The organism is Paenibacillus polymyxa M1, from assembly GCF_000237325.1.
Taxonomy (GTDB): domain Bacteria; phylum Bacillota; class Bacilli; order Paenibacillales; family Paenibacillaceae; genus Paenibacillus; species Paenibacillus polymyxa_C.
Window position 1 is genome coordinate 3,119,566 of sequence record NC_017542.1, and the last position, 25,784, is coordinate 3,145,349.

Consider the following 25,784-nt stretch of genomic DNA (forward strand, 5'->3'; position numbering starts at 1 on the left):
TTTTTTCTGATATGATGGGACAAAACTACAAAGGAGTTGCTTTATCATGGCAAGAATAAGAAACCTAAAAGCAGTTAGCAAGCATATCAACAGACACGATCCAGTAGATGCTGAATACACCATACAAACTGTTAAAGGTGAAAATCTGATCAACCTAATCACATATGGTTCTGACAAATGTAAAACCAATGGTACAAAACAAACACTACTTTTTGATGAAAATATTGCATACCAGCTATATAAAATTTTTCAATCAGTGTACGGGTTTAAGGACTAATCTAACACTAACTGCATAGTGCAGCGGCAGTTTACAATTTCCTTCGCTTCACCAGACGGATCACCGGGATACATCAGTTTGCTGTCCCCCACTTTAAATGGCTCATCGAGCGGGACCACCTGACCATTGGCCTTGCGATGGCTCTTACGGGTACGTGTACCGCCAGCAGCGCGCCATTTCTTCCCCTTAGCAATTTTGGATTTCTTCCAGCCTTCCAGCTTGCCGCCATTGGCCGCTGCGGTGCTCATGGTACGTGATACCCGCTGCGCACGCTGCATACTAAATGGACCATCTTCCCCGCTGGCAGCCTGTGCGCTGACCTCTTGCACCAACAAAGCTCGTTCCGAAGGTGTAGCCCCTTCCTCAATGGCTTTGCCGAAGCTGCGCAGCAACACATCCGTAGATGCTTTGTTCATGTCGGGAACCAGCTTCTTGAGCTTCTTCGCGAAACGGCCAGCAGCCTTGTTGCTGGTGCTCCAGACCTTTTCTTTGTCCAGTGCCACCAGTTCCGTTTCACCGGCCAAGTGAAATAATGGCTCGAAGGCTTCCTGCACAGCCTGCTCAAACAGCTCCGCGAATACATCCGTGGTATGCAAGGCAATAAGCACCTTACCCAGCTCCCCGATATCACCCAAGGCATCCTCGCTTAGTTCCGAAATGGCATCATGAAGGGCTTGCCCCTGTAACTCCAAAATCTCAATGATCTTGTCCTCACCCTGCTTGTACAATTCCTCAAGTACCTTACGCTCAACATAGCTCAGCTCAAGACTATCAAGAAATTCGTCATCGTCAGCTTTGGCAATCAGCGCCCAACAGGACTCACACATGCAAAGCGGCCTCCTTGTCAGCCTGTTTTAACAAGCGTTTGGCAATCGTAGCGATACGATTCTGCATGTCGTCTGTGTCTGTGTCAGGCTCTGGCTCAAGCAGTGCTGGCTGACTGGCTGCGAGTTGGGCAATAGGTGTATCAAGGTATTCCTCGCTGAACTTGGTTTCGTCGATAGTCGTACCAAGGACGTCTTCAGCAATCGGAATCAGATCCCGAACCAACATAATCCCACGGTCTGCGATAAAGTCCAGCATAGCCTTGCGATCCGCAGGGTCTATAATCTTCGGCCCTCTCAACACGGCACGCACTCGGAAAATGTCCATAGCCGGGAACAGGCGTTTATTAAATATCTCTGCCATAATCCACTTGCGGTATGGCTCAAAAACCTGTTCCTCTGCAAACCGTAACGCAGCGTCGGCGGTCGCCCTATTGTAATCCGAGCTTTGACCAACCAAGATCGGCGGCAACCGGAAGGCAGACAAGATATCAGTCTTCTTTTCCTTGCCATACTCCAGAAAGAGCGCGTCTTGTTGTAACAGGTCATTGAGCTTGTCCAACTTGATCTGCACTTTTTCAACCTTTTCGTCCATCGGGCCGCCGGTCTCTTCCCCTTTTGCCTCCAGATAGAGAATACCGCCTTGAGAATCGGAACCTTTCACCTTTTTAAGCAGCTCCATTGATTGCTTTGTCAGGCGGCCATTCGTAACGGTTAGGAGCATAGACAACATACGTCCGTTGCTGAAGTAATTCACATTCAATTCCTCAGCTTCCCGGCTGCCGACTACACCAGGCGCATTGCCAAACCAGCGCGGCTCCCCGTAGGGACCGTCATGGCCGATGCGAAGCGGGATGATCTGATTTTCCTCTTTACCTTCATCTGCCTCCGTCCCAAACAGTCGGAACCACACGACAGATGTATTTCGCTTCATAGCATAGCGTCGTGCGTAAATCTCCTGTGAAAATTCCTCTACTTTTTTTGTAGAGCTGATTCGCCGCTTGCGTTTGATAGTCGCCTTGTTGCTTTCCTTCGTACAGCGGACATATTTCGGGTTCATTCGGAAAATGGTCGGAAACTCAGAACCTACAGGCCAAGCTACCTCGACATGAGCCATCCCCGTACTTTCCAAATCGTCAATCAACTGGCTTATGATTTCGTCCGGGGTATCCTCCAGATTACAGGTCTCAAGGAACTTCTCTGCCTTATCCCACTCGGCCTTGGCTGTTTGATCACTCTCGCCCGGCAAATACTCTAGGGCAATGCCATAACCGGCTATATTACGCTTGTACGCCTCAATGCACTGAGGTATGATATTTGAGTTTTTGACCAACAGCTTGCAGGAAGCAGGGTCATTGCCGAGTGCGAAGGATAATAGACCATGAAGATCGTACAGATCGTCAAACAAATCCGGCAATTGAGCGCTGGAAGGTATATGCCGTTCGTCGTCCGCCTTGCTGATCTGAAACCACTGTGCATTTCCCTCACTCATTGTTTAGATCCACCCCACTCCCTCGTTATAATCATCACGGGACTCAGCCCGTTTTTGCTGTTTCTTATTGAACCATTCAAACCATTTATCAGCTACTTGTCGCACCTGCAAGGCAATGGAGTACGCAAGAATTCTATCGTCATGGCACCCACTGTCTGCCTCAGCTCTGCCATTCTTGTCTATTAACGTCATGCACTCGCTGTACAGTTCGGGGCAGTAGATATCATAGAGCTGGTCCCGAATCGCTTCCTTGAAGTCGCTAATCATGACTGGTCGGGTCGCCTGGTTGGTATTCCAGCCTAAACTCTTCTTGTGCATGAACAACAGCGGATAGTGGCAAGTATTAAAGAGTGTATTCAGCACCGATTCACCAGTATTGTTATTCTCTACGGCCAGCAGGGCGGTATTGTAATACAGTCCCAGCGTGTTCAGCTTCTTGCCATACAAGTCGGTGTCCCATTTGCCATGCAGAGCTGCGCACATTTCCCCTGTGCGCTCCTCAATGACGTAAGCAGCATCATAGTCACCGTCTTCCTTACCCTTGGCTGTATCGGCAGCCAACACGTACCGTTTACCTTGTTCTGGCTGTCGATACATAACCAGCTCGCCAGAAGGCGCCGGGATGATCTTGTTTTTAACAAAATCAATTTCGTGTCGGCTACCAATAGCACTGATTCCATCCCGCAATTGTTTGATAAATTTGTTATCAAAGATGCCTTCACCAGATAACAGAAAGGCATCGTCGGGCTCAGAAGGATACTCCTGGTCAAACTGCCGCGGATCGCCGCCGCAGTCGTTCCGAATGGTATACCGCCGCCACTGCAATTGTTCATCGTCCAGACCATATTTTGCTTGCAGCTCCCTTTCTTCTTCGGTTAACTCAAAGCCTGGCGGAACTGGCTTGCGATAGTCAGGCATTTCGAACCACGCAAAAAAGAGCGGAGTAAAATCACTCTCGCCCTTAACGGCTGCATCCCACATTTTTTTGAACTCTTCCATGCCATTGGCGGTAGATTCGATCACACCCAAACTGCCCGGCTCTTTGGACAGAGCTGCCAGCAGGGACAATAGATGCTTCTTTTTCTTCTTGGCTGGCCAGAACGCCACCTCTGAAGCATGCAGGTAATGGATCGTGTCCGAACGGGCAAGCACCCGACTTTCCGCAGTCTGTACAGTGATCTTCGATTTCAAGCCAGGATTCTTCCGGCGGTCCGCTGTCCGAATCGTTGGATTTTCAAAGGTGAGTTTCTTAGCATTGTTCTTTCGGCTCATTGGCTTGATGATTGCCGGCACCTTTTCATAATAGAACTGGAACATATCATAAAGGTTGCTAGAAGCATCAGAAGACTGCGCGACGATAAAGGCATTCTTGGCCTCTTGCAAGGACGTGAAATAATAGATAAGTGCTTCCGTGACAGTGGAAAAACCCATCTGCCGGGCTTTAAGGATGATAATCCGGACAGGCTTGCCAGCTTCGATCTGCCTAAATACTTCACGGACAAATGTCCGTTGAGCATCATTGAGCGTCAGCGGCATAATGCGGCCGCTCTTCGTCTTGATCTTCAAAAAGCGCCAACAAAATCGCTCGAAGTCGGATAAAATCTCTTTCAGTTCATCCAGTTTTTCAGGCCGATCCCTTAGCCGCCGCTTAGCTCTTTTTCGATGCTCCTTAGCAAGAGTAATTACCATTCGTCGTCATCTTCCTCATCGTCTTCGTCGTCTTCATCCCCTTCCGCGCCGCCATAGCCTAACAACTTACGTTTCTCCAGCTCCAGCCGTTCGCGAGCAATCTCCAGCTTTTCTTCCTCCTGCTGCAAGCTGGCAATAAGGTTAATAACCCGAAGCTTTTTATCACGGGTTTTGACCAATGCTTCTTCCTGTTTCAAAATCTTATCCAGCTTGGAAGTAGTGACGGTCGTAATTTCCGTGACCTTCATACCTTCGGTTTCAACAGACAGATTGATCTGCTTCCCTGTCTTCGGGCTAGTGTAAGGAACCTTGTCCTTGCGCTGGTGCAGCTCCTGTTTGATCTTCTTTTCCTCGTCGGTCAGGCCAGCTTCAAGCTGCTTGACTCGGCGCATGTGCCGTCGCTCTTGGATAGACAGCATAATAAGCTGTTCGTTGAGCTGTGCCAAAGGAGAAGTATCAATCTGATCAAACAGCTCTTGCTCGTCTTCCTCCAAGGCATCCAGAAAGATAGTTTCATACATCCCTGTCTTGAGGGCCTTCTTGTTGCGATAGGGACCGCCCGGCCCACCACTATTCCCCTTGGCGTTTTGGTTACCTGGGGGAGCACCGCCGCGATTGCCAACAGCATTTTTGTTCCCCTTTGGCGCTCCCCTTGGATTAGGAGTGTTCCCTTTCGTTCCATTTGGAACGTTCCCATTGGACGAATCAAAAACGTTCCCTTTCAATTGATCCTGCCAGCGGTCCATAGACTTCCATTTGCGTACCCTTCCCTCAGGAATAGAAAGAGCGGCGGCGATGTCTTTTAGCTTCATCGCTCCGCCGCTCTCCAGCCACATCTGTTTTGCTTTGTCCCGTTCAGGGCTCCGTTCTCTCGCCATGTTACACAATCACCACCCCCAACAAAAAAAGCGAGCCTGATTGGCTCGCTTCCCCAGCAATTATATTTAAAAATTCGTATTAGTACTAGTCCGAACTCCGAGCTTTCCAGACATGGAGCCAGAACCACTACTTAAACTAACATAAAATTTCCCTGCGGACCACGCCTTGCTTGAATTTAATATTTCATCGAATGTTTTACCCGGTTTTACTGTTCCACTGTACTTTTCCGCACCAGATACACTTCCCTGATTTACGGTAAAAGAGATAGTAGTGTTTCCTGTATTTCTCAAGTACAGTCTTACATATCCATATCCTCCTTTAATGTCAAAATCAGCAGAATCATTAAATCCAGCTACTGGACGATCGACAATTTGTCCATCAGTAGCTTGTGGAGTAATGACATGGTCACCTGTGGGTGTAGTAGCTGGAGCTTGAGTCTCCGTAGTGGATGTATTTGCGGAAGTACTTACAGCATCCGAATCCGCAAAGATCGCACTGGGTACAGCAATAGCTCCCCCTATTAGACCTAGTGCCAAAGCTGGTGCAATAAAATGTTTTTTCTTCAAAGCTTATTCCTCCTATATTTGTATATTAAACTACCACCTCAGTCTACTAAAAGATTCCATGTTTTTAATTTTCCTTACAATATAATCATAATGTTGTTTAATAAATCCATATTTATGAATCAACTAGCAAGATTATTATGTGCTTCTACAACTCATCCTTTTGAAGCTTTATATCCAACTCAATCAGACGATCCAAGTCCTGGACCGTTTGCATTTTTATATTTCCAGCCTGCAGGTCTTTGACCCACTGTGCGATTCCTGCTTTGACAATCTTCCGGTACTGCGCCTTGGATTCGAGGATTCCCTCGACGATCTCTATCTCACGTTGTAATAGTGCATCTTGGTGTTCGTTGTCTGTTCCCATTGTCGTATCCCTCGGCTTTCCTATATACTGGAATGCGAGATAGCGGATGTCTGCAAAATGCCACGCGTGGCGGGCCGCTATCTCAGCCGGGGGATACCCTGGATGATCAGGAGGACGTTACAGCGTCCTCCTTTTTATTTGGATACGGTTTGTGAAGTTTTTGAATCTTACGTCGCATCTTTTTGTTAAGTGGCATCAGATACTTATGCTTCCCAGCCGTGTAATACAACTCAGCATTAGCATCAAGGTTGTTCCTGATCCATTCAATACGTTGGCTACCAGTACCGTATTTGGAATGTATCGATTTGGGATGAGTCTTCTTCCCTTTGATGATGAAATAATGTTCACCATCAGTCTTTCCCTCGTAAATCCAATTGGTAGCCTGATAGATCCCACCATGATGATTTTGTTCAACGTCGGCATAACTCACAATCAATTCAACGTTGGGAGACTGCTCCTTCAGGAATCTGAGGGCTTTGGCAAGAATCTCCGATACAAACGATTGATGCTTGGTCAAAGCAACCCGCGTCAGTTCGCAGCATTCGCGTTGCGTCAAGCCATACGGGGAACCAATATTCTGCGTAGCACCTCGACTGAAAATGACTACCCCAATAAATTGCCCATCTTCCCAAGCGCCGACCTTTACCGACTTTCCTGCTGGCAAGCTGCGACTGTAGTGGAAGTTCTCACAGGCAAACTTTGCAGCTGCATGTGTTGCCCAATCAATTTTTAAATCAATCATGTTCAAACTCCATGCCGCAGTGCGGACACGTCACCAGTCGTGAGCTTAGCACGCCAAGATCACCTTGGTCTTCTGCTGTCCCTGCCTCGAAGTTCGGTATCTCGATTTCTCCAAGCATTTGTTTGAGGTCCACTTCATCGAAACCCGACAAGGAAATGTCTTCCCCTGCCTCCTGCAATTCAACAAGTAATTGCGTCAGTGCTTCATCATCCCAACGGCCCGACACTTTGTTGAGGGCAATGTTAAGCAGTCGTTCCTGTTGATCGTCCAAATTGACGACGGAAACGGCCAGCTCGGCATGACCCAGCTCATTGACCATGATCTTATAGCGTTGATGGCCGCCCACCATGTTCCCGGTGCGTTCGTTCCAGACAATGGGCTCTACATAACCAAAGGATTCGATGCTGGCTTTCAGCTTTTCATATTCAACATCGCCCGGTTGCAGATCGATGCGAGGGTTATATGCTGCTGCGTTGATTTGTTCGATTGGTAGGACTCTGAATTCCATTACTAATCAACCACCTGACAACTAAAGTAAGCAACCTCCAACGGCCTGCGGATTGTCACTTCACCTACGAACAAAATTTCATTTCCATCAGCATCGGTGACGCGTATATCCTTTTGGTCTTTCGGTTCAAGAATCATATCAAATGACCTCCTATTTGAGTTGAGTTGGTTTTTACTATTCGGGTAGCAGGATAATAGGCTGTCAGACTGTGTGTATGCCCTCTCTCTGCTCTCTTCTGTACTTTTGCCCATGTAAGCCAAAACAGCTTGTTTATTGTCATATCAAGGCAAAAGAAAAAGCACCCCGAAGGATGCTAAATTCTCCGCATATATTCTGTTCTGAGTTCGCTGAGCTTCTTTTTTGCTATGCCAACAAGCTCAGTAGCTAGAGGCTCCCACTCTTTTTCAAATTCTTTAATGTCCGACTCAACTTGCTTAACACAATTCTTAAGGTGTGATTCTTCCAACTGCCAAAGTTGTTTTTTTTCGCCATCCTTCTGTATCCACGTTCCTTGGGATGCCCTTAAATAAGGATTCCTGTTAAAAACGAACTCCCTATGATTAGTTTCATCATTCATTCAAACCCCTCCTTGTCGGTACATAATTCGACATTCAGGAAAGTTTATCCTTTTTAACACAAGGACGCAAACAAAACTGTTTAACGCCATCCCAGTTTCCCCATACACAACCTTTGCATTTTTTCGGCTGCTTGGGTTGAGAACGTAGCGACAGGAGCTTATTACGTTTTCGGGCCATTACGACGTTCACTCCTATTTCTTGGTGCTTCTGTTCGGCTATGTGTGACTTTAATCAGCCAACTAATGATTTTCACCATGGATATAAACACCCCTGTACTAATCCACGTTCTGAATCTGGATTCTCGTTGGCAACAGCTTCAGCAGTTGATTCGCAATACGGACACTTCAGATCCTTGCCTTGAGATTTTTTAATGTTCACAAGGAATGATTGGCTACACTCTTTACTGATGCATTCGTATTTCTCCAACAATGGTTGTTCCATGTCACAGCTCCTTTGAATGCCAAAAAAAGCCGATCCAGTGAAGGAACGACTTTGGCTGATATATGTACGATTTTGGCTATTTAAATTACGTTTCCACAAAAAAATACCGCTATCTTCTGCTGCTACTACGTTTTATAAAGAATGGCGTCCGTACCGTCCGCAGTAAAAACGCTGCGCTCTTTACTAAAGGCATTGTACTTAGTAACTAGAGAGGAAGAACAAGACCATTTTACAAATCGCTAAAAACGGCCGTCAACCCCCCCAAATAACAAAGAATCCAAAAAACAAGGGGAAACAATGCTATTTGTCCTGCAAGCTCTTTATTTCGACATAAGGGATGATTTGATCTGATCCACAACTTGGGCATCTGGCCTCAAAGCCAGAAACCAAGCGTCGAGGGTCACGCCTGCCTGAGAAACATACCTGATCGTAAACGGGTTTCATACAAGCTGTTCTAAACTTGTGGTTACATTCCATACACTTATTCATCCCAAACGATCCTCTCACCCAATTTATCCTCATCACCGGACTTCATGGTTTCCCAGCATGTATCACAAAAAGATGCGCCCATTGCTGTATTCTCTGGGTTCGGTTTAGGGTCATTGAAAACATACATTTTCCTGCTTTCGGGCTCTTTTCACAAGTACCGCTCCCATCAATATTAATAAAAGACACGCTGCGGAATTGAACCGCGCAAGGGTTCTGACCAGGCTGTTTCATGTTTCCGCTGGTTAACTGGTGCCTTGCCGCCTGCACGTGTCATGAATAATGTGGGCGGGGGCCATTCTCCCCCGCATGAAATGACTTACCGTTTACCGCAACCAGCATACCGCTACCGATCTACCGCTGTGCGTTACAGGTGCCCCTAAGGGATGCAAGGATTTATCCTTGTTCGCGGCCACATATTGGGCTTTCCCTTGCGCGCACTGAGCAGTATGTCCCTCTATCCCCTTGCAGGATCATCGAGGCTATCAGCCTTTAGTATACAGGCGTCATCCTACGTTGTAGCGTCTCTCTTCCGCCACCACATTCAAAAACTACAGGAGCTCTGCTGCGAGTTGCTTGAGTACCAACGGTGTTGGAATAAGCTGACCATCTTTCTTGTTGCCTTTGACGTAAGCCTTGTCCTCAAAGGCATAGTACACAACGCCCTGACCCTCAACGACTGGGTAGCCACTCTCGTCGTCAGTCAGGCTTGTTTGTACGTGTTTGCCGTGTTGCGAAGCGTGCTCCTCATCGTGTAAGCGTAGGATTCCGTCCTCACTCAAAAATGCGAAACGTGGTTTTGTAGACATGATTAATTCCTCCGAATATGGGTTATTAGAAAAATGGGCAACAAAAAAGGACCGGCGCATTCGCCAGCCCTTTGTCTGTTCCCTTCATTTCCACGCTATCAATATACCACGGTAAAATCATCATGTGGTCTTCAAAACATCCCGAAATGCCCCGAAAAACACCAATTTGTCATCAAAATTCTCTACGAATCTCTTCAAAGAATCCCATGACCTTTAGCGTGTTTGCAATGGACTCAATTCCGTCATCGATCCGACGATCTACTGTACTATGAGCAACCCCACGACGCATAAACAAAATGGTTTCCTTACGGCTATACCCTTGAAGAAAGCGAATGTCGATGGCTTCCTTCGCTTCTGGATCAATAATTTGACTGTGTGCCCGTCTAATCATAAATGTGAATTTGCAATATTGGTTATAAACCCATTTCTGTTTTTCATTAAGAATGGTCGCGTTCGCCGTTTTATCGGCGTGCAGGTCAGTCTGATCTATCCGGCGTGCAGCTTCACCATCTATAGCTACCTGAGCCATTTCACGTTCATAATTCTCATAGTCAAACATAAACAACGTCATCATTTTATATTTACCGAGGTAGAACTCGGTTTGTTTGATTTCTTCCTTCGATGCTTTAGCGAAAAGTTCCCCTTGTTCCCATACCATCGCCATTCCCCTCATTCCCCTTTGTCATATGATATAATGCCAAGAGGAAATGATTTGTTGTTATCGACCCCCGCGAGCCCGGCCAAGGAATGCGGGGGTTGTTTGTATTACTCCGGGATGATGTCCGAACAGAATTCTTGCCATTCTGCCTCGCAATCCTCCAAGCTCCAGCCTGCCACAAGATCAGCAGGGTAGCCGTAATCTTTTAATAATTGACGATAATCCTTACTCATAGGGTGCTGCTCCTTTCGTAGCTCTTTGGTGCATACTTGCTGGATAGGTTGACCTTTACGTCCAACCTCATCAGCTCATGAACCACCCGCGTTTTTGGAACACTCGTTTCTCGGCACAAATCTCCAATTCACCGCTATACTTTGTAGTCTGGCCTCTTGTTTCAAATTGTTTCTCACCAATAGCGGTCAGCGTCAGCCTAGAGCTGTAAAATCGTAATGGCCTTCATTCTTCACCATATCCCATTAAATAATTGTGCTCAGATAACAAATAACTCACTTTCATTTTCCTGTTACGCTTTGGACAATCTCCAACTGAAGCAGATACTATTTATGCTATTTAAAGAACCAAAATGGCCATAGGCGAATATACATATTTTGTAGTGTAATTCAATGAAATGGGGAATGAAAAATGTATAATTTCTATCAACAACATGGTCGACAAATTCCAAATCAGGTTGGACCGTCGTATGCGCTGCCACCATCTGTTTTCACTCCAGCAAATAGCACTATAGGTCACTACTTTCGAACCATGATAGGTAACACAGGAACCTGGTCTGTTGTTTTATTTGTTGGCTACAACCCAGCCACAAATATGGTGACATTGGTCGAACTTACATTGCACGGACTTCAGTTAGTAGTAATAAGTGCCAGTGACTTGAGTGGCTGGTCTCCAATTGGTCCTATTTTGACACTTAACAGTTCAGATGCACTGTGTACCATGTATCCTTGGGCTTCTGGGTGTTAAGTAAATTTATTAAAGGGGACTCCTAAGGGGTTCCTTTTTTAGCATTCCTTCCTTAGCTTATTTAGATTTATTGCGTCCATTTGTGCTCCTTCTGAAACTCTCGGAAAGCGCGGAACTCTTCTCCCATATCGCCCATTAAACCGTCTCCCTGTACAAATTGACCATTTCCCAGAGCAACTTGTTTTCTGCCTCCAGCTTGGATATGCGGCCATTTAGGAAATGGATCTGATCGTCTTTATTAGAATCATCCTCTTGAACAATGGTGTCTGGGTTAGATATACTGTTAGGGCTTGAAGTTTTTCCGGGCCTGCTCTCAACCAGGCCCCATCTTGCTTTTCGTCTGTACAACGCAGTGTGACCCATGCCAAGCCTTTCGGCAATAATGGCATCCGAAAATCCTTTACTTCTCAGGTTCATGTATTGCTGTTTAGTCACGTTGAATTTGTCCTTTTGCACCGCTACCCCACCTCCAAAATACCTCCTTGCTTTGTCTTGCAATATATCAATCTTTTCACGAAGCTTCTCCTGCAGAATCGATAAACGTCTGGATATCTCGTATATCTTGAATCCACCAATCAACAGTTCGACGATCCTTTTCTCTGTGGAATCTAAACGGGATAGAAAATGTTCCACGGGAATAACAGTGTCATCGTCATTAGACGGTATAAAATCAATGAGTTGAGTGTCTTCCTCTACCCCTACAGGCTGGCTTAATGAATGAACTCGGCTGAACTTCGAATACTGTAAAATGTTATGTGCCTTTGGCTCGCTAATATGAAGTGCTTCGGCAACTGCAGCTGAATCCGCGTTTTCTAAGCCCTTATCGAAAAGCTGGTAAACTAATCGCCCTGGCTCATAAGGAAACCGGATTATGCCTGACTTCTGTACGAATTGAAGCATATGACCTTTTATATACGGGGAGGCGTAGGCTTCGAATTTGACCTCCCTATCACCCGGATCGAATCTATCAAAAGCCAGCATTAAGCCAATAGTCCCTTCACTTATGAGGTCGTCCAGATCGATTCCCTTAGCAACACAGAGTGGCTTGTATCTTTGTGCGATCTTCTTAACCTGACGCAAGCCAGTTCGTATAAAGTCTTCCTTTGTGCCAAGATAGGGGTTAACGTCACGAATTTGCAAAGCTTTCATAGGCGATCACTTTCGTGGAGAAAGAGCGGCTTACGCCGCTCCCCCGTTTTTCATTTGCTTGGCAACCATCTTCTTGTAAGCCGTCCATTTAGAAGTGATCTGGCCACTGGTTAAGCCGATGCTTTTAGCAATCTGCATCCACGTCTTGCCTTCTATACGACGTTGTTTAAGCAAAGTAGGGAAATCAACAGGAATATCATCAAAGGTAGGACGGAATTTCAGAATGTATTCTTCCAGTTCCTCCTTATCGACTGTTGTCTCGGAATCTGTGTCAGTATCAGAATTTGATTCTTCCTCCGACTTGTTGTTGTCCTCAGATTCATTTTCTTCAGTCTGCTCGGACGAATCAGTATTAGCACCTTCTTGTTCTTCCGGCTGATCGTCATTTTGTTGTTCTTCTTGCTGGTTGTTTACTGGCTCCCCATCTTCCGGCGGTACCGTATTGACTTGGCCTTTGCGCCATTCATCCCACTTGGCAGCCATTGGCGCGACCCGCTTCCGGTATTCGTCCACCATAATCACGAACACGCCTACACCCATACCGATGTCAGCAGCTATTTTCAGATAGGTGTCCCCACCGGCCAAGCGCTCTGTAATTTCCAAAAAGTCATACTGCATGTCGTCAAAGCGCGGCGCCAGCCCGCTAAGTATAAAGTCCTGAATAACTTCGAGATCAATTTGCTCTGGATCAGCTTTAACCTCCACTTTCTCAGGAGGAAGCCCAAGATCCATGGAGAGCTGCTCCCCTTCCGGCTTCGCTACAGATACCACACCACCATCATCCACGGTGTATTTCGTGATTGGCTTGCCCGTTCTGGCATTCTTCAAAACTTTGTACGTGACAATCTGTGAATCCAAACCTCCGATAACTTTAAGCTCCAGCATGCTTTGAAGCGTATTGTATTGGCCGTCCAGCTCAGAAGCTGGGATACTGATTGTAATTTCCGTTTCTTCCGATGACTTGAGATTGATCTTTTTAACCGTACCTTTGAAATTTATATAGCTCATCTTTAAGCCACTCCCTTAATGAAATTTTGATGATAGGCCCAGCAAAGTGCGATAGCGTCTGAAGGATCAAAAAGACGTTCCCTTATGTCCCCGATTTTGTACTTGCCCCGTGGATCGTTTTTCTTGTACAGGACAGGAATGGCGATCTCGTCATAGTCGAGGTCGAACAACATCTGCATTTCCATGGCGACTGTCTCTTTATCCGCATTCCCTTTACCTGTCTGAATTTTGAGCTCCGAAGGACGGATGCCCACAATCGGCTTGTCCAAATGCAGGGCAGCCAAGGAAACAGAAGTATATGCCCCTACAAGTGCTAGTACACTGTTGGCATTTTTAAAGTGAACTGGACGCTCCAGTACAATCAATTCCGGTTCTTCCTGCTCGATCAGTCGGAATGTGTCCTGGTAGATGGCGTCCAAAACACCAGGCATTGTAATGGACGAATAATCCCTTAATCCAAAATCTATCGGCTTACCATTTCGCATTGTGGCCCAACCAGCAAAATTTGTGCCGTGGTCAATCCCCATAATCTTCAAAGTTGCTTCCCCCTCTTTTTACGCTTACGTGACTGCTTGACCAGCAACATACTGTGTTCAAGGACAAATACTTCACCTATCACCCTGCCGCCTCGGTCTCGTACAGTTTGCTTTAACTGAGTTTGATATATCGGGTCCTTTATCTGGCGCTGCATGACCTGTCACCTCCAGCGATGGGCCAGTCACCAAGAATCAGGCGAAATTCTTCCATCCCCTCAGACAGCTCGCTCCGGTCGATGTTGGGCAGCTCCGCAAGCAGCTCAGCTTCATCAGGAACTCGTCCAGTACGGACAAAACGGTGCTTCATGTACTCATAGACGCTCCAGCGCGTCCAGCATGACGGCTGCATTAGGCCCGTACCTTGTAAGGCTGCAATGCTCCATAGTGCTTATTTAGGAGCCACCGCTTCCCTGAGAATTTGTTTAGCAACACGACCCCATCTGCTGTTTCCCGTTCAGAGAGCCAGTTGTCCAGTGTCACACCTGGTCTGGCCTTTAACAATCCAATCTTTTGCTTTTTGGTAAGTCGTTTCCCCTGTTTCATGTCCGTTACTCCCCTACGCGATTTGTTGTGTGTCTTTCTCAAATTTGAGTTTCACCACTCCAGTAGGACCATTACGTTGTTTTGCGAGGTTGATTTCCAAGATACCTGGGTCTGGTGTGTCAGGGTTGTAGTATTCGTCCCTGTACAGCAGAAGGATATCGTCAGCAACTGCGCTGATTGCCGCACTGCCTGATAAGTCTGAAACGAACGGCCTTTTATTCTGCCGGCTCTCCACATCCTGCTTGACCTGTGATAAACCGATCAACGCGCAATCACAGTCTTTTGCCGCCTTCCGTAGCTTCTGACAAACCCTGTGCAACCCAGAACCGCTGTTGTCGTTTCGTTCAGCAGGCTCGACCACTTCTTGCAAGTAATCTACAATGACCAAATCAAGTCCTTCTTGCCGCTTCAATCGGCGCATTTCGGAACAAATGTACTCCGCAGTCACACCACGGCTATCGTCGATATGAATTTTCCGCAGAAACTCCATCTGCATAGAAATACGCTCGATCTGTTCCGGCTTCAGATGCCCTGAACGTATAGCTTGCAAAGGAATGCTGCACAGATTAGCGATCATCCGGTTATAAATCTGCGCCTTGGACATTTCCAGGCTAAAGTCCGCAACCTTATGTCCCCGCTGGGTGGCCCGCATCTTAATTTCATTGGCGACGGCTGACTTACCCATGCTAGTTCTGGCTCCGATGACGACCAGGTTAGTACGCTGGAACCCTAGCATCAGTCGGTCCAATGCTGACCAGCCCGTCATAATGCCAAGCGCTCGGGAAGGATCTTGCGTTTTAAGTACCAAGTCCTCATACCACTGGATGATGTCATCAACCGCCGTATCCTTTAGCAAAGCTTTTGGCCGAATATCCAGTGAGCGCTGTTCAAATTCATCCAGTAACTCCTCAAACCCACCTGATGACAAATCCAAAAATTTTTCGCGGTATTCGCCGACCAATTCCAGCGCTTTACGACGAGCATCTGTTTCAATGAGCTTCCTGATATTCTGCTCCAGCATCGAAACTGCAACGGCAGAGCTGGCCAGTTTAGACAGGTAAGAAACTCCACCGACCTTTTCAAGATGCTTTTCGAATACCGTCACCAACATAGTCATGGATAGTTCCTGTTCAGTCCGATGTAGTTCTAGTATCATTTTCAGCAGATTGCGATGCCAAGGTTGTGTAAATAAGCTTGGCTCTAGTGTTACAGCGACTTCACTCACAAGGGAAGGATCTCGAAAAAAGGAACCTAATATTTCAGCCTCAAGTAACTCCGTATTCAGCAAGTCGTTGCTCATCTGCCTTTCTCATCAAGATCGTAATGGGGTCGTCTTCTCGAATTTCTGCTTCCGCCGGTGAAGCCCGATCCATTCGGCGTTCCGTTTCCGGTCCACCACGTTTACGATATCCCTCCAGCGTGCCACGTACATAAGCCAAGCTCTTTTTCTTCTGTCGAACGGCTTCCCTCATGGCTTTCAGAAGCCATTCTCCACCGTAATCGTCGAAAAGGGCTCCCAAGTCTTCGGTTTCAAACGGAGTGACCTTCCCTGAATCTGCAAAATTGTTTTCGTAAGCACGGTAGATATAACCAAAGGAATGATCCGAAGGAAGCCCTCCTCCTCCACCTCTTTGCTCTGTATCTAATTCCTGTACAGTATCTAAAGATGTAGTAGTGTTTTTTTTAATAATTGCTTTAAAGATTGTTTTAGAGAGCCGAAATCCCTTGGTATGACAGGAAAAATCACGCTTCACAGTTACCTTTTTAGTAACTGGCGAGTTACCTTTTTGGTAACTGAACAGTTGCCTTTTGTGTAACTGAGTTACCTTTTTAGTAACTCGGATCGGTTGCTTTTTTGGTAACTCAGTTACTTTTTTAGTAACTGATTTACCGAGATTTGGGGTATGGGTTTCAATGTTAATTTTGATTAAATCGTTCATCATTTTGGGGTCATATCGCTCCACCACATCTACAGCCCACATATCATAATGTTTGTTGATCTGAAACACATTCATATGCTCGTCCCAAAACAGCACATGATTTTCAACCAGCTTTTTTAGTTCCTTTTTGATATGTTCCTTACGAACACCACATAACTCAAAATGTTTTAGCATAGGGATTTTAGCCGATGGCTTCCCGCATCCCCAGCTCAGCGTGAGGACAAAATCAATAATATCCCGCTGCCGCTGAGTAAACTTCCGCCGGATCAGCTCTCGATGTATTTCATGTGATATGCGTATATGTGCGTCCGTAGGCTGAGGATTTACGTTGGAGTCCACCGGCTTCACCACCTAATCTCTTGCGATTTTTATATAAATACCATTCGCTTCTTCACACCGTCCAGCCTGGATAGCCCCGCACGAAGTATTCTCGCACCTCGCGCTTAAAGGCTACAGGATCGGACTCTTTAATTCGCCAAATCTGTTCACCGACCATGCTGCGTAATAGCAGCTTGCCAGTAATCTCATCTATAGAACTCATTCAAATTCCAGCTCGTCTTGACCCGATCCATCGGCAGGCTGCTTTGGATCAGCGTTATTCGGCTGAGTTGCATCACCCGTCTGAGGTGTTTCATCGTCTTTAGGTTCAGTTGGCATATCAAAAACAAAAGGTTCATCGTTTGGAGTGATATCTTTACGCACCGTTTCATCCTGAGTAACCGCAGAAGCAATCTCCACGCTGATGGGTAGCCACTTCCACCCGGAACGTACAACTGTCTTCTTGCACATTTCGGTATAGTCAGTCACCCAAGGCCCTTTACTGGATGCCTTGGAACGCTTCTTATGTTCCTCAATCTCGCTGATCGGCATGTAATGGATAAAATGACCGCCGTCATTAAACTTGGCAACCATATAAGCCCCAATGATCTTCCCTGACTCGGCAGGTTGAGCGTCCTTACGCAAAAACCAAGGAACGTGCTGCAATTTTTCCTCCAGCCCATATGTCAGCTCAATGAAATCATTTTCATAGACTTCGTGGGCGGCAATAGACTTGATGTTTCCAGACCGTCGTGCTAGATCAATCATTCCCTTGTAGCCGATGATGAATGTGGCTTCTGTACCGTATGGGATGATGTAGCAATGACCGATCAGGCCTGGTTCCAGACCAAGCTGTGCCGCTTGCATGACCGCCCCCATGAGAGACGGCATAGAGCATTCCAGTAGCTTCGGATTCGTGCGGATCGTCGTCAGGGCAATACGGCTGAGCCGATCAATGCTCATATGCTTTGGCATAGCCTCCGCAATCTGATACTTCATTTTGTCCATATAAGCGGCAATGGTCTGAGAAGGTGTAGGCGCATCGTTTTTTGCTCCAGCCGCCTTATTTTGAAGCTTTTTCTCAAGGGTTGATCCGCTACTGCGTTGTCCTGCCATAATAGCCTCCTTACTTCACCAAAAAACGTCTTGAGGACGTGGTGTTTGCGTATTTTTCAAAGATGTGCGGCTGCTCCTGCTTCAAGCGCTTAGTGTCCAGGCGCGTTGTTTGACTGGACTTCCAAGTTACCAATGGTTCCCCGTTATACGTGGCAACCTCATTTTCACCGATAGCTGCCTTCAGCTCATTTTCCAATCGTTTGACCTGTTCTTCAGCCACCTTCGCGTCTTCTTTGGCAGCAATGAGCTTGTCCACCAGCAATGCCTGGTCTTTCTCCAGCGTAATTTCTGTCGCTGGCCGAGAAGAAGGATACAAGCGATTCAGTAGCTCAGTCGAAGCAGCGCTACCGTCTACCATTGGTGGAACCCGTGGAATTACATGCTTGTTCCAAAACTCTTCCTCGATCTGTATGAGAGAATCAATAATGCCCTCGCTTCGTTCGACCAGCTTGTATTGGAATTTCTGTCCACCAATTAAAACAGCGAAGTAACCATAATCCACACCAAGCACAGCCATGTAATGTTGGAGCTGAATTGCGTACTCATCAGGAACCTGATTGTCAGCCCATTCGCTCAGCTTATAAGCGCTGGCCGTTTTACATTCCAGGATGCCAAGTCCTCGACCACCCTTGTCTAAGATCAGGCGGTCCACGTTACCCAACATAAATTTATGTGTAGGATGCTGATACATCTTATTGCTGCGTTGCACACGTAATCCGGTTTGGTTCATAAACTCACGAGCGACTAAATCCTCTAACTGGTTGCCCCAGTAAGCTGCTTCGCCTGGTTCGTCTGGTACAATCTGATCCGTTTTTTCTAAAAAGACACCAACGGGTGACTTGTATCGGTTCAGCCCTGCGACAGCAGAAGCATCAGAACCACCAATGCCGAGTTTACGCAATTTCAACCATTCATTACGCTCAATGCCTTTTGTAATAGCAGCTACATTCATAGCCATATACATATCGCTCCCTCTTGTTAGGAACGGTCACCCATGATAAGATGACCGTATTCACATATTTAGTTTTCAAAAGATCAGTGATAGCCCGTTGCCGCGGGCTATTTTTTTATAATGAAAAAGCTAACTCGTTTCGGTACAACTTCGCTATTCGCTATCTTGAGGCCAGTATCAATGATGCTTTTGAACTGCTCTGTGACTTCTCGTTGTCCCACTGTCTTGATTTTCAGCGCAGTATAAAGCCCCACATTTAACGTGATAGCTTCTAAAAACTCAGTAGCATCCACAGATTCGTCGGTGCTAATTTTTGCAAAAAACTCCACCACTTTTTTATGAGTTGCGTTCATGCCGATTCTCCTTCCATGATTTCATCATGTTCTACAATCTGCTGATACTCGACGATCACTGGTGCATTCTCGATGCTGACAATGAGCTCATCATTTTCATCTAAAACATGGAATTCAGAATGGACATTATTTTCATATTCCGTACCGACTTGCTTAATCTCAATGACTTCGCTGCCATTTAGCTCCGTTCCAATTTCAAAAATCCTTGTTGGATTAGAGACAACGGTCAAACGTTGAATAACTTGCACAAAGTTTCCTCCTTCCGTATGTAATTTCAAGCAGACTGGATTCGAACCAGCAGTCAGGCGCGCTCCGTCGTTTTCCGCCTGATATTCTCACCATCGCGTGTACACGTACCATCGTGTCGCTGCTTTGTGTGATGCGTCAGCCGCATCTTCCGACGCCGAACGGGAGTAGGTTATGTTACCGTCCGACGCCGGAAGACAAGGCCGACATGGCCTGTCCGTTGCCAGCTTGTCCTATATCACTGGCGACATATTTCCGAAAAACTCCAACCGTTCTTCTGCTGGCAGAAGATTTAGGCTCAGCAAGGCGTTATTCCATTGAAAGTAGGCTTCGTCCCGCTCCTGTAGTAGCTCCTGAAATTCAGATGAAAAAGCTGAACCGCCCGCATGTAGAAAAGCTTCTATTGCATCCGTGTTGGCCTGCGTTCTTGCCTTTTTATCAAGAAAGTTTTGAATGAGACGTTCCTTTAACTGCTGCGTCACGCACCCTCACCCTTGCTTTCTCTCGCAGAAGGAGATAAAATAAGCAACACAAGAGACTTTAATCGAGTTCTCAAACCAAGCGTTCGGCCCGCCAGCCGAGCGTTTTTCTTTTGTTCCAGCTCTATAATCTCCTTGTTCAAAAACCAATCCCATTTCCCATCCTCAATTTGTGTCTCTGATAAACGTTGGCGCATGGAAACTAACTCATCTATGCGTTGTTGTACTATGCTCATAGCTAAACCTCATTTCATGTATTTTTTTGCCTTCAGGTCAGCTCGGTGTTCTTTCCAAGCACCCAACCAGGAAAACGAATACTCTTTACATAACACTGCCGTGAAATGCGTAAGAGCAGTAATAGCTTCAACCGACTCCATCAGTAGACGTTTCATGTTCTGGCGCTCAGAATCAGTAAGTTGGTCAGCCGTTTTGCTAATTGGAACCTCAGCAGATAGAACAAGAACTTCCCTCATTTCTTCAACCGTCTTGAACAGTACACTTGCCCTATGTAGGTCTACATTATCCAGCCAGGGTGCAAAGGCACCGCCTGTTACTTCCCCGGCTGCTGCAATGTAAAGCTGGCCATCATCATAATGCTCCGCCGCTTGTTGCATAAGCTCTTTCGATGGTTTGCGGGAGCCTTTGATGATTTTTCCAATTAATGAAGCATCCACATGGGTAACTTGTCCGGCTGCGTTACGCGTTTCCCCCCGTCGTTTCAAAACCTCTTGAAGATTGGGACCAAACTGTCCAATTGACATGCTAATTTCCTCTCCTTTGTCCGATTGACACGTTTATTACGGACAGAGGGCTGATGTAGTATTAGGTTGTAAGTTCTTTCCCCCATATCCCCTCAACCCGCTGGAGCCGGTACAGCCCAACGGGTTTCTTCATTTGTTTAAGCAACACTTCCTGTACGCTCCCAATAATCTTTGGCGTTATCCCGAATCCATTCAGTATGTTCGTTAATCCAAACCATCAGTGCATGAAGCGGAACTCTTGGGTGACCAAACTCTCTAATGACCGGAAAGTCTTCTCTATTAAGAAGTTCACTCGCCTTCGTACTACCAATTCCGAGAAATTCCATCAACTGCTTCTTAGTCATCATCGGCGGTAACTGATTTGGTGTATACTGCTTCATTGCCTTTGAAACAGCAGCGTCGATAATTGATTTAAGCTGGTCAGTGTCAAACTCCACTTTTAGCATCAGATGACCTCCTTCTTATCAGGTCTGTTCAAGCGCTTCAGCACCTCAGGTGGAATTTTTTCAAGATAAGCTGCTGCCTTTAATTCGATAGGATCAATATTTAGAACGTTAGCTAGTGCATCATTAAGCTTGTCTGAAGCAGGTGAAGTTTTTCCATTTTGCAGCTTGCTTAGGTAATGCTTCGTGAGTTCGTTGCCAGTGATATCTCCAATGAGAGTGCATATTTTATCCAACTTTAAGCCACTACTTTTAATAGAATTTGCCAACAAATCAGAATATTTCTTCACTTCTATCCCCCCTTGATAATTTGTGATTTTATAAATCAATAATATGTGATTTATGTTATCACATTGATTATAAATGTCAACAACAAATGATATAAAATTATCAATGATGTATGTGTTGATAATTTTTTGTCAACTATGAGATAATCGAAATGAAACACAAAGGAGTTGTTAAGAAAAAATGAAGTATTCTGATCTGTTGAAGGGGTATATTAAAAATTCGAGGCTTACTCTCGAAGAAATATGCAAGCAATTAGAACAAGAAGGGCTTTCGATGAGTCGAGAACACCTCAGCCGGTTGCAAAATGGAAAAACCCCCCCTACTTCAGATGAACTCAATAGAGCACTTGCGAAGATAACGGGAGGGAATGCTGAAGAACTAATTATGGCCTCTTTTATTGAAAAGGCTCCTCCTGAAGTAAAAAAACTACTTGAAGAAGGAAGTAAACAGCGAGAAGCGTCTCAATTAATAAGAAAACTAAATGACTATATAGACTATTACCTTAATTTCGGTACGATCAGTGATGATATCTTAGGTTCTATCCATGAAATTGTAGGCGATATGAAAGAATTTGATATTGACTTCTATATGTTAAAGAAAGACCCTGTCAGCTCATATAAGTCCATTATTGTTAAACTAACAATTTATTTGTTAACACAAGATCAGCAGCCAGAAAAAAACAATAAAGACCCTAAAACCATGGATGAAGTAATGAAGAGTTTCATGGATGATATATACGAAAGGTCGGAGATTTATAGAGCGGCTCACAATGGTATGCTGCTACTGTCTCAAAATGAAACTGATGGAACTATAAAATCTATAGGCAATGATATAGATAAACAGATAAAAGACAAATTGTCTTTCTTTACCGAATTAGAGTCAGACCTCGGACTTGATTTGACTGATCCTAATGTTCAAAAAAAGCTCAAGAGAGCGGCTAAAATCATCTTCTCCGACGAAGATTGATTCTATTTTTGGCAACAGAACAGCCAATTCTTCTTCTTTAAAATTTAGTTTTTTCTTCAATTTCATTAGTTTGATTTCGTTCATAGATGCCACTTCCGTATCTAATTTTTTTGTCCTCTAATTAACTAATCGATTAGATAATGACAACCCTATAAAATAACTCTGCGAGGCATGATCATGTCCATAAAACCTGGTCGTTGCCTGCTGAAACAAAGGTTGCGCGAAATACGAAAAGATCAGCAATGGTTGAGTGACACTACAGGGATTACCAAGTCTCAGATCTCCGAATACGCCAACAATAGGCGGCTGATGTCCCTGATAACTGCCATGAATATTGCTGCAGCAATCGGCTGTCACATTGATGATCTTTATGAGCGAATCGAACTCAGCAGCACTGAGTGACACTATGTCACTCCGACCGGGTAAAAGTTCGCTGTTTAGCGAACTCCCTTGCCGTTCTTCCCCTCAGGTTCATTTAAAACCACTGGTTGTCGAATATTAGGACATTATGTTGTACAAACGTTTGTAGAAATAACTTTAACATGCTGGATGGTCGGAGTCTGTCGAAATGTAGTACCGATAAGGCTGATTTAAGAGGGGTTAAACCATGTTTAAAGGGATTGACAAGCCTATAGTTTTGTTCTTATTCGTACAAAACTCCCATCATCAAAGAATACTTTACTGCCACGATCGTCCGTTTCAGTTCGTTTAATCATATTTTCATTCACAACCGTTGAACGATCATATTGCTTGAAGTCATACTTAGCATATGCTTTCGAAATATCCTTTAACGTTCTCAAACCTATGTATGAGCCCGTTGAGGTATGGTAGGCAGGACAGGACTCCTTGCTCCTAGTTGGCTGCCACAAGTCAATGTAATTTACATCGTACAGGGAAATTTCGACAAAATCCGATTCACTCCCGTCACGATCATGAATTTTTACGCACGTTACTATCACGCTGAATACTCCTGTTGTTTTTTTACTTTATGATAGAACAGCACGTAACAACCTACAAAGTATTACATATTCATTGTCAGTTTTCGATAATAAGATTAACAAGATAAAATGAGCAATTTCCCAGCCGATGGGGTCATAGAAGGATGTAAAGAAAAATGTTTTATACGCTTTTAATTGTAATCAGTTCCGCTTGCTTTGTGCTTTTTCTCTTTTGGGGAATAATATCTTCATTTAGGCGCACTAAAAAGGCTAGATGGAGTTTTCTAATCTCACTTTTGAGTCTATTAATACTTTGTATAGTTGCACCTAGCGACGAGTCTAAACCTGTATCTAAGGGGGACTCAGCTCAAGAACAAGCCGATGTATCTCCTAATGTAAGTGAAGAAGATGTTGAGAGCACACCTTTATTTAGTGATGCCGATAGGAAAAAGGCCCTTCAAGTCGAAAGTGTCCTTTATAAGTATCAAAGTGAAATGGCTCCCTATGAGCAGAATGGCGCTGGGGTGCTTGATAAGAGCAAAAAAATCGATGATGCTGCCCTTTGTAAGGAACTTCAACAAGTCAATGAGAAATATAAAGAGACAATAAAAAAAATTAATTCTATAACAATTCCTGACGAGTTACATAGTGACTTGAAGGATAACTTGGAAAACGTATTAAGAAGTGCAAAAGGATACTATACTTCTCGCTCCTTAGCATATGAATCTTTCTTAAAGTATATTAAAGAGCCGAACGAAACACACATTGATACAATGCGCCAGCAATTGATGGATGCCAGAGATTTTTCTAGAGAGTACAAAATGTATGTGACTATGCTATTTGGAAAAACAGGGATGCCTAATGACATGAAAGACAAAAAATAAAAAAATTTTCAAACGCTAAGATCTTCTGTACAATAACATTAATTAAACATTTCATAAATTAAGCCCTTCCGGGCTTTTCTTTTCACCATTAAAGCGAACATTTGTACCTATATAAGGAGACAGAATGTATGGCATCTTTCACTAAAATTAAAACCAACAACAAACAAAAATAATGAGCAAATTTATTAAGTACTCAGAAAAGAATACCCTAATTCAGTGAAGGTTTATATACAACTAGGTCAACTTTAAAAATTTCTACTTCTCTGTATCAACCCAAATCAATACAGTCAACATTTGAAACAGAACGATTACCACTACAGCTACGAATTCAAGGTAATCAAGACAATTGCAAGAGGTGATTTCATTGGCATATTTCTACAAAGTTGCATCTAACAATAAACAAGGCTATAAATGGGTCTGTGTGGGTGATGCCCCTCCTGATCCTTCCACGGGGAAAAGAAAACAAATTTCCCGACGAGCGGATACAAAAAAGGAAGCAAAAAAGCGTGTTAACAAGGTTATTTTTGATATTACATCCTATGGAGTTGATGTACAGAAAAATAAAAAGCTTACTTTTGCAATGGTAGCAACTGAATGGCTATCTGTTTATTCAAAAAAGAAAGTAAAGCAACGTACAATTGATCAAAGAGTAACTACTATTAATTCAATCTGTAAGTACCTTGGACAGGTAAGGATAGATAAAGTTACACATCAACAGTATCAAAACATGCTTATCGATTACGACAATAAAGGATATTCAATAAGTGCAATTATTACTATGAACAGTGTAGGAAATATGGTTTTTAAGTACGCAATAAAAAATAAATACAGACTTGATAACCCTTGCTTCGGAGTAGTAATCCCTAAAAAAGTTAGAACTGTTGAAGAGATAGAGAACGATGTTATTGCAGAGAAATACTTCGAAAAGAATGAATTGATTGAATTTTTAGAATCAACCAAAAAATATGGACAGTATCAAGATATTGAAATGTTCTATTTGTTGACTTTTTCAGGAATAAGACCTGGAGAACTTTGTGCCCTGAAGTGGACAGACGTTGATTTTGCAACAAATGAAATTCGGATTACAAAAACCATCTATAGTAGGAATGACAATCGGGGGACGTATATTTTAACCCCACCAAAAACAGTGGGTTCCATAAGAACTATTGACATTGATATTAACATCATGAAATTATTAGAGGAACATAGAGAATTTCAAAAAAAGACAGCAAGGACAACAAATTACCAAGATCAGAACTTTGTTTTTTGTAGGGTCGATGGCTCTCCTTTTTTCCCAAAAATCTTACTTGGCCGTATGAAAAAAATTCTTGTAAACACATCTATATCGAAACCTGCTACTCCACATATTTTTCGCCATACTCACATTAGTATGCTAGCAGAAGCGGGTGCTGATCTTAAATCAACAATGGGTAGAGTCGGACATACAAATGCAAAAACAACTCTACAGGTATATACTCACGTTACAAATAAAATGAAAAGAGATACATCAAGTAAAATTAAAATACATTATGCAGACATACTAGGTTCAACAGAATTGCAAGAAAAGTGATTT

The 25,784-nt window shown here is 44.5% G+C and carries 37 protein-coding genes; 5 read left to right on the top strand and 32 right to left on the bottom strand.

Annotation, left to right across the window (positions count from 1 at the left end):
- Window positions 1-46: 46 nt before the first annotated feature.
- Window positions 47-277, top strand: a complete 231-nt coding sequence (locus PPM_RS13785) for a hypothetical protein (RefSeq protein WP_043921411.1) — start codon at window positions 47-49, stop codon at window positions 275-277.
- Here PPM_RS13785 and PPM_RS13790 read toward each other — a convergent pair.
- The 31 genes from PPM_RS13790 to PPM_RS13925 all read right to left on the bottom strand — a co-directional run bounded on the left by PPM_RS13790 (window position 274) and on the right by PPM_RS13925 (window position 21,425).
- Window positions 274-1,104 (bottom strand): phage minor head protein, encoded by an 831-nt coding sequence (locus PPM_RS13790; protein ID WP_014599846.1) that lies wholly within the window; start codon window positions 1,102-1,104, stop codon window positions 274-276. The two genes, PPM_RS13785 and PPM_RS13790, sit on opposite strands and share 4 nt — an antisense overlap.
- Window positions 1,097-2,593, bottom strand: coding sequence for a phage portal protein (locus PPM_RS13795; protein ID WP_014599847.1), 1,497 nt, complete (start codon window positions 2,591-2,593; stop codon window positions 1,097-1,099). The genes PPM_RS13790 and PPM_RS13795 overlap by 8 nt, the downstream gene beginning before the upstream one ends.
- A 3-nt stretch (window positions 2,594-2,596) precedes the next feature.
- The gene (locus PPM_RS13800; RefSeq protein ID WP_014599848.1) at window positions 2,597-4,282 is read right to left on the bottom strand and encodes a DNA packaging protein Gp17; all 1,686 of its coding nucleotides are present in this window, start codon (window positions 4,280-4,282) and stop codon (window positions 2,597-2,599) included.
- The gene (locus PPM_RS13805) at window positions 4,276-5,160 is read right to left on the bottom strand and encodes a phage terminase small subunit-related protein (protein ID WP_014599849.1); all 885 of its coding nucleotides are present in this window, start codon (window positions 5,158-5,160) and stop codon (window positions 4,276-4,278) included. Before PPM_RS13805 ends, PPM_RS13800 begins: the two co-directional genes overlap by 7 nt.
- A gap of 66 nt (window positions 5,161-5,226) precedes the next feature.
- The gene (locus tag PPM_RS13810) at window positions 5,227-5,727 is read right to left on the bottom strand and encodes a hypothetical protein (RefSeq protein ID WP_014599850.1); all 501 of its coding nucleotides are present in this window, start codon (window positions 5,725-5,727) and stop codon (window positions 5,227-5,229) included.
- 145 nt (window positions 5,728-5,872) lie between these two features.
- Complete coding sequence (locus tag PPM_RS13815; protein WP_014599851.1) at window positions 5,873-6,091, bottom strand: hypothetical protein; 219 nt, start codon at window positions 6,089-6,091, stop codon at window positions 5,873-5,875.
- 106 nt (window positions 6,092-6,197) lie between these two features.
- Window positions 6,198-6,833 carry a hypothetical protein gene (locus PPM_RS13820; protein WP_014599852.1) on the bottom strand — a complete coding sequence of 212 codons (636 nt, stop codon included), beginning with the start codon at window positions 6,831-6,833 and terminating at the stop codon, window positions 6,198-6,200.
- Complete coding sequence (locus PPM_RS13825; RefSeq protein ID WP_014599853.1) at window positions 6,826-7,341, bottom strand: ParB N-terminal domain-containing protein; 516 nt, start codon at window positions 7,339-7,341, stop codon at window positions 6,826-6,828. Before PPM_RS13825 ends, PPM_RS13820 begins: the two co-directional genes overlap by 8 nt.
- A 2-nt stretch (window positions 7,342-7,343) precedes the next feature.
- Complete coding sequence (locus tag PPM_RS30410) at window positions 7,344-7,478, bottom strand: hypothetical protein (protein ID WP_269451077.1); 135 nt, start codon at window positions 7,476-7,478, stop codon at window positions 7,344-7,346.
- Window positions 7,479-7,654: 176 nt separating this feature from the next.
- Window positions 7,655-7,918 carry a hypothetical protein gene (locus PPM_RS13830; protein WP_014599854.1) on the bottom strand — a complete coding sequence of 88 codons (264 nt, stop codon included), beginning with the start codon at window positions 7,916-7,918 and terminating at the stop codon, window positions 7,655-7,657.
- 250 nt (window positions 7,919-8,168) lie between these two features.
- Window positions 8,169-8,360, bottom strand: a complete 192-nt coding sequence (locus tag PPM_RS13835) for a hypothetical protein (protein ID WP_043921412.1) — start codon at window positions 8,358-8,360, stop codon at window positions 8,169-8,171.
- A gap of 1,037 nt (window positions 8,361-9,397) precedes the next feature.
- A complete protein-coding gene (locus tag PPM_RS13840; RefSeq protein WP_043921413.1) occupies window positions 9,398-9,655 on the bottom strand; it encodes a hypothetical protein in 258 nt (85 codons plus the stop codon).
- 172 nt (window positions 9,656-9,827) lie between these two features.
- A complete protein-coding gene (locus PPM_RS13845) occupies window positions 9,828-10,319 on the bottom strand; it encodes a hypothetical protein (RefSeq protein ID WP_014599856.1) in 492 nt (163 codons plus the stop codon).
- A 101-nt stretch (window positions 10,320-10,420) separates the two neighbouring features.
- Window positions 10,421-10,546: a hypothetical protein gene (locus tag PPM_RS30415; RefSeq protein WP_269451078.1), complete on the bottom strand. Its 126-nt coding sequence runs from the start codon at window positions 10,544-10,546 to the stop codon at window positions 10,421-10,423.
- Window positions 10,547-11,426: 880 nt separating this feature from the next.
- On the bottom strand, window positions 11,427-12,440 hold the full coding sequence (locus PPM_RS13850; protein ID WP_014599857.1) for a sigma factor: 1,014 nt from the start codon (window positions 12,438-12,440) through the stop codon (window positions 11,427-11,429).
- Between the two features lie 30 nt (window positions 12,441-12,470).
- Window positions 12,471-13,448 carry a hypothetical protein gene (locus tag PPM_RS13855; protein ID WP_014599858.1) on the bottom strand — a complete coding sequence of 326 codons (978 nt, stop codon included), beginning with the start codon at window positions 13,446-13,448 and terminating at the stop codon, window positions 12,471-12,473.
- Between the two features lie 2 nt (window positions 13,449-13,450).
- Window positions 13,451-13,975: a crossover junction endodeoxyribonuclease RuvC gene (locus PPM_RS13860; RefSeq protein ID WP_231860496.1), complete on the bottom strand. Its 525-nt coding sequence runs from the start codon at window positions 13,973-13,975 to the stop codon at window positions 13,451-13,453.
- Between the two features lie 148 nt (window positions 13,976-14,123).
- On the bottom strand, window positions 14,124-14,333 hold the full coding sequence (locus PPM_RS13865) for a hypothetical protein (protein WP_014599860.1): 210 nt from the start codon (window positions 14,331-14,333) through the stop codon (window positions 14,124-14,126).
- Window positions 14,333-14,527: a DUF6906 family protein gene (locus tag PPM_RS13870; RefSeq protein WP_043921414.1), complete on the bottom strand. Its 195-nt coding sequence runs from the start codon at window positions 14,525-14,527 to the stop codon at window positions 14,333-14,335. The genes PPM_RS13865 and PPM_RS13870 overlap by 1 nt, the downstream gene beginning before the upstream one ends.
- Window positions 14,528-14,540: 13 nt before the next feature.
- Window positions 14,541-15,827, bottom strand: a complete 1,287-nt coding sequence (locus PPM_RS13875) for a replicative DNA helicase (protein ID WP_014599861.1) — start codon at window positions 15,825-15,827, stop codon at window positions 14,541-14,543.
- A complete protein-coding gene (locus PPM_RS13880; RefSeq protein ID WP_014599862.1) occupies window positions 15,793-16,806 on the bottom strand; it encodes a replication protein in 1,014 nt (337 codons plus the stop codon). Before PPM_RS13880 ends, PPM_RS13875 begins: the two co-directional genes overlap by 35 nt.
- A 52-nt stretch (window positions 16,807-16,858) precedes the next feature.
- Window positions 16,859-17,008 (bottom strand): hypothetical protein, encoded by a 150-nt coding sequence (locus tag PPM_RS29645; RefSeq protein ID WP_173364587.1) that lies wholly within the window; start codon window positions 17,006-17,008, stop codon window positions 16,859-16,861.
- Entirely contained in the window at window positions 17,005-17,901 is an 897-nt protein-coding gene (gene recT / locus PPM_RS13885) for a recombination protein RecT (protein WP_014599863.1), read from the bottom strand. The genes PPM_RS29645 and recT overlap by 4 nt, the downstream gene beginning before the upstream one ends.
- A gap of 10 nt (window positions 17,902-17,911) precedes the next feature.
- A complete protein-coding gene (locus PPM_RS13890) occupies window positions 17,912-18,859 on the bottom strand; it encodes a YqaJ viral recombinase family protein (RefSeq protein ID WP_043921449.1) in 948 nt (315 codons plus the stop codon).
- A 101-nt stretch (window positions 18,860-18,960) separates the two neighbouring features.
- Window positions 18,961-19,206 carry a hypothetical protein gene (locus PPM_RS13895; protein ID WP_014599865.1) on the bottom strand — a complete coding sequence of 82 codons (246 nt, stop codon included), beginning with the start codon at window positions 19,204-19,206 and terminating at the stop codon, window positions 18,961-18,963.
- A complete protein-coding gene (locus tag PPM_RS13900; protein WP_014599866.1) occupies window positions 19,203-19,454 on the bottom strand; it encodes a hypothetical protein in 252 nt (83 codons plus the stop codon). Before PPM_RS13900 ends, PPM_RS13895 begins: the two co-directional genes overlap by 4 nt.
- Before the next feature lie 231 nt (window positions 19,455-19,685).
- Window positions 19,686-19,934, bottom strand: coding sequence for a hypothetical protein (locus tag PPM_RS13905; protein ID WP_014599867.1), 249 nt, complete (start codon window positions 19,932-19,934; stop codon window positions 19,686-19,688).
- Window positions 19,931-20,167 (bottom strand): hypothetical protein, encoded by a 237-nt coding sequence (locus PPM_RS13910; RefSeq protein WP_014599868.1) that lies wholly within the window; start codon window positions 20,165-20,167, stop codon window positions 19,931-19,933. Before PPM_RS13910 ends, PPM_RS13905 begins: the two co-directional genes overlap by 4 nt.
- Before the next feature lie 9 nt (window positions 20,168-20,176).
- Window positions 20,177-20,692, bottom strand: coding sequence for a helix-turn-helix domain-containing protein (locus PPM_RS13915; protein ID WP_014599869.1), 516 nt, complete (start codon window positions 20,690-20,692; stop codon window positions 20,177-20,179).
- Between the two features lie 137 nt (window positions 20,693-20,829).
- Entirely contained in the window at window positions 20,830-21,138 is a 309-nt protein-coding gene (locus PPM_RS13920) for a DNA-binding protein (RefSeq protein ID WP_014599870.1), read from the bottom strand.
- On the bottom strand, window positions 21,138-21,425 hold the full coding sequence (locus tag PPM_RS13925; protein ID WP_052309227.1) for a hypothetical protein: 288 nt from the start codon (window positions 21,423-21,425) through the stop codon (window positions 21,138-21,140). Before PPM_RS13925 ends, PPM_RS13920 begins: the two co-directional genes overlap by 1 nt.
- A 178-nt stretch (window positions 21,426-21,603) precedes the next feature.
- Between PPM_RS13925 and PPM_RS28010 the strand changes: the two genes are divergently transcribed.
- Both PPM_RS28010 and PPM_RS13935 read left to right on the top strand, forming a co-directional pair.
- Window positions 21,604-22,389 carry a helix-turn-helix domain-containing protein gene (locus PPM_RS28010; RefSeq protein WP_052309228.1) on the top strand — a complete coding sequence of 262 codons (786 nt, stop codon included), beginning with the start codon at window positions 21,604-21,606 and terminating at the stop codon, window positions 22,387-22,389.
- 177 nt (window positions 22,390-22,566) lie between these two features.
- Window positions 22,567-22,791 carry a helix-turn-helix transcriptional regulator gene (locus PPM_RS13935; protein WP_043921415.1) on the top strand — a complete coding sequence of 75 codons (225 nt, stop codon included), beginning with the start codon at window positions 22,567-22,569 and terminating at the stop codon, window positions 22,789-22,791.
- A 227-nt stretch (window positions 22,792-23,018) separates the two neighbouring features.
- On the opposite strand, the gene PPM_RS13940 is transcribed toward PPM_RS13935, so the two are convergent.
- Window positions 23,019-23,348: a LytTR family transcriptional regulator DNA-binding domain-containing protein gene (locus PPM_RS13940; RefSeq protein ID WP_043921416.1), complete on the bottom strand. Its 330-nt coding sequence runs from the start codon at window positions 23,346-23,348 to the stop codon at window positions 23,019-23,021.
- Window positions 23,349-23,503: 155 nt separating this feature from the next.
- Here PPM_RS13940 and PPM_RS13945 point away from each other — a divergent pair, with 155 nt between their 5' ends.
- On the top strand, window positions 23,504-24,211 hold the full coding sequence (locus PPM_RS13945) for a hypothetical protein (RefSeq protein WP_014599873.1): 708 nt from the start codon (window positions 23,504-23,506) through the stop codon (window positions 24,209-24,211).
- 355 nt (window positions 24,212-24,566) lie between these two features.
- The gene (locus tag PPM_RS13950; RefSeq protein WP_419775818.1) at window positions 24,567-25,781 is read left to right on the top strand and encodes a tyrosine-type recombinase/integrase; all 1,215 of its coding nucleotides are present in this window, start codon (window positions 24,567-24,569) and stop codon (window positions 25,779-25,781) included.
- The last annotated feature ends 3 nt before the right edge of the window (window positions 25,782-25,784 follow it).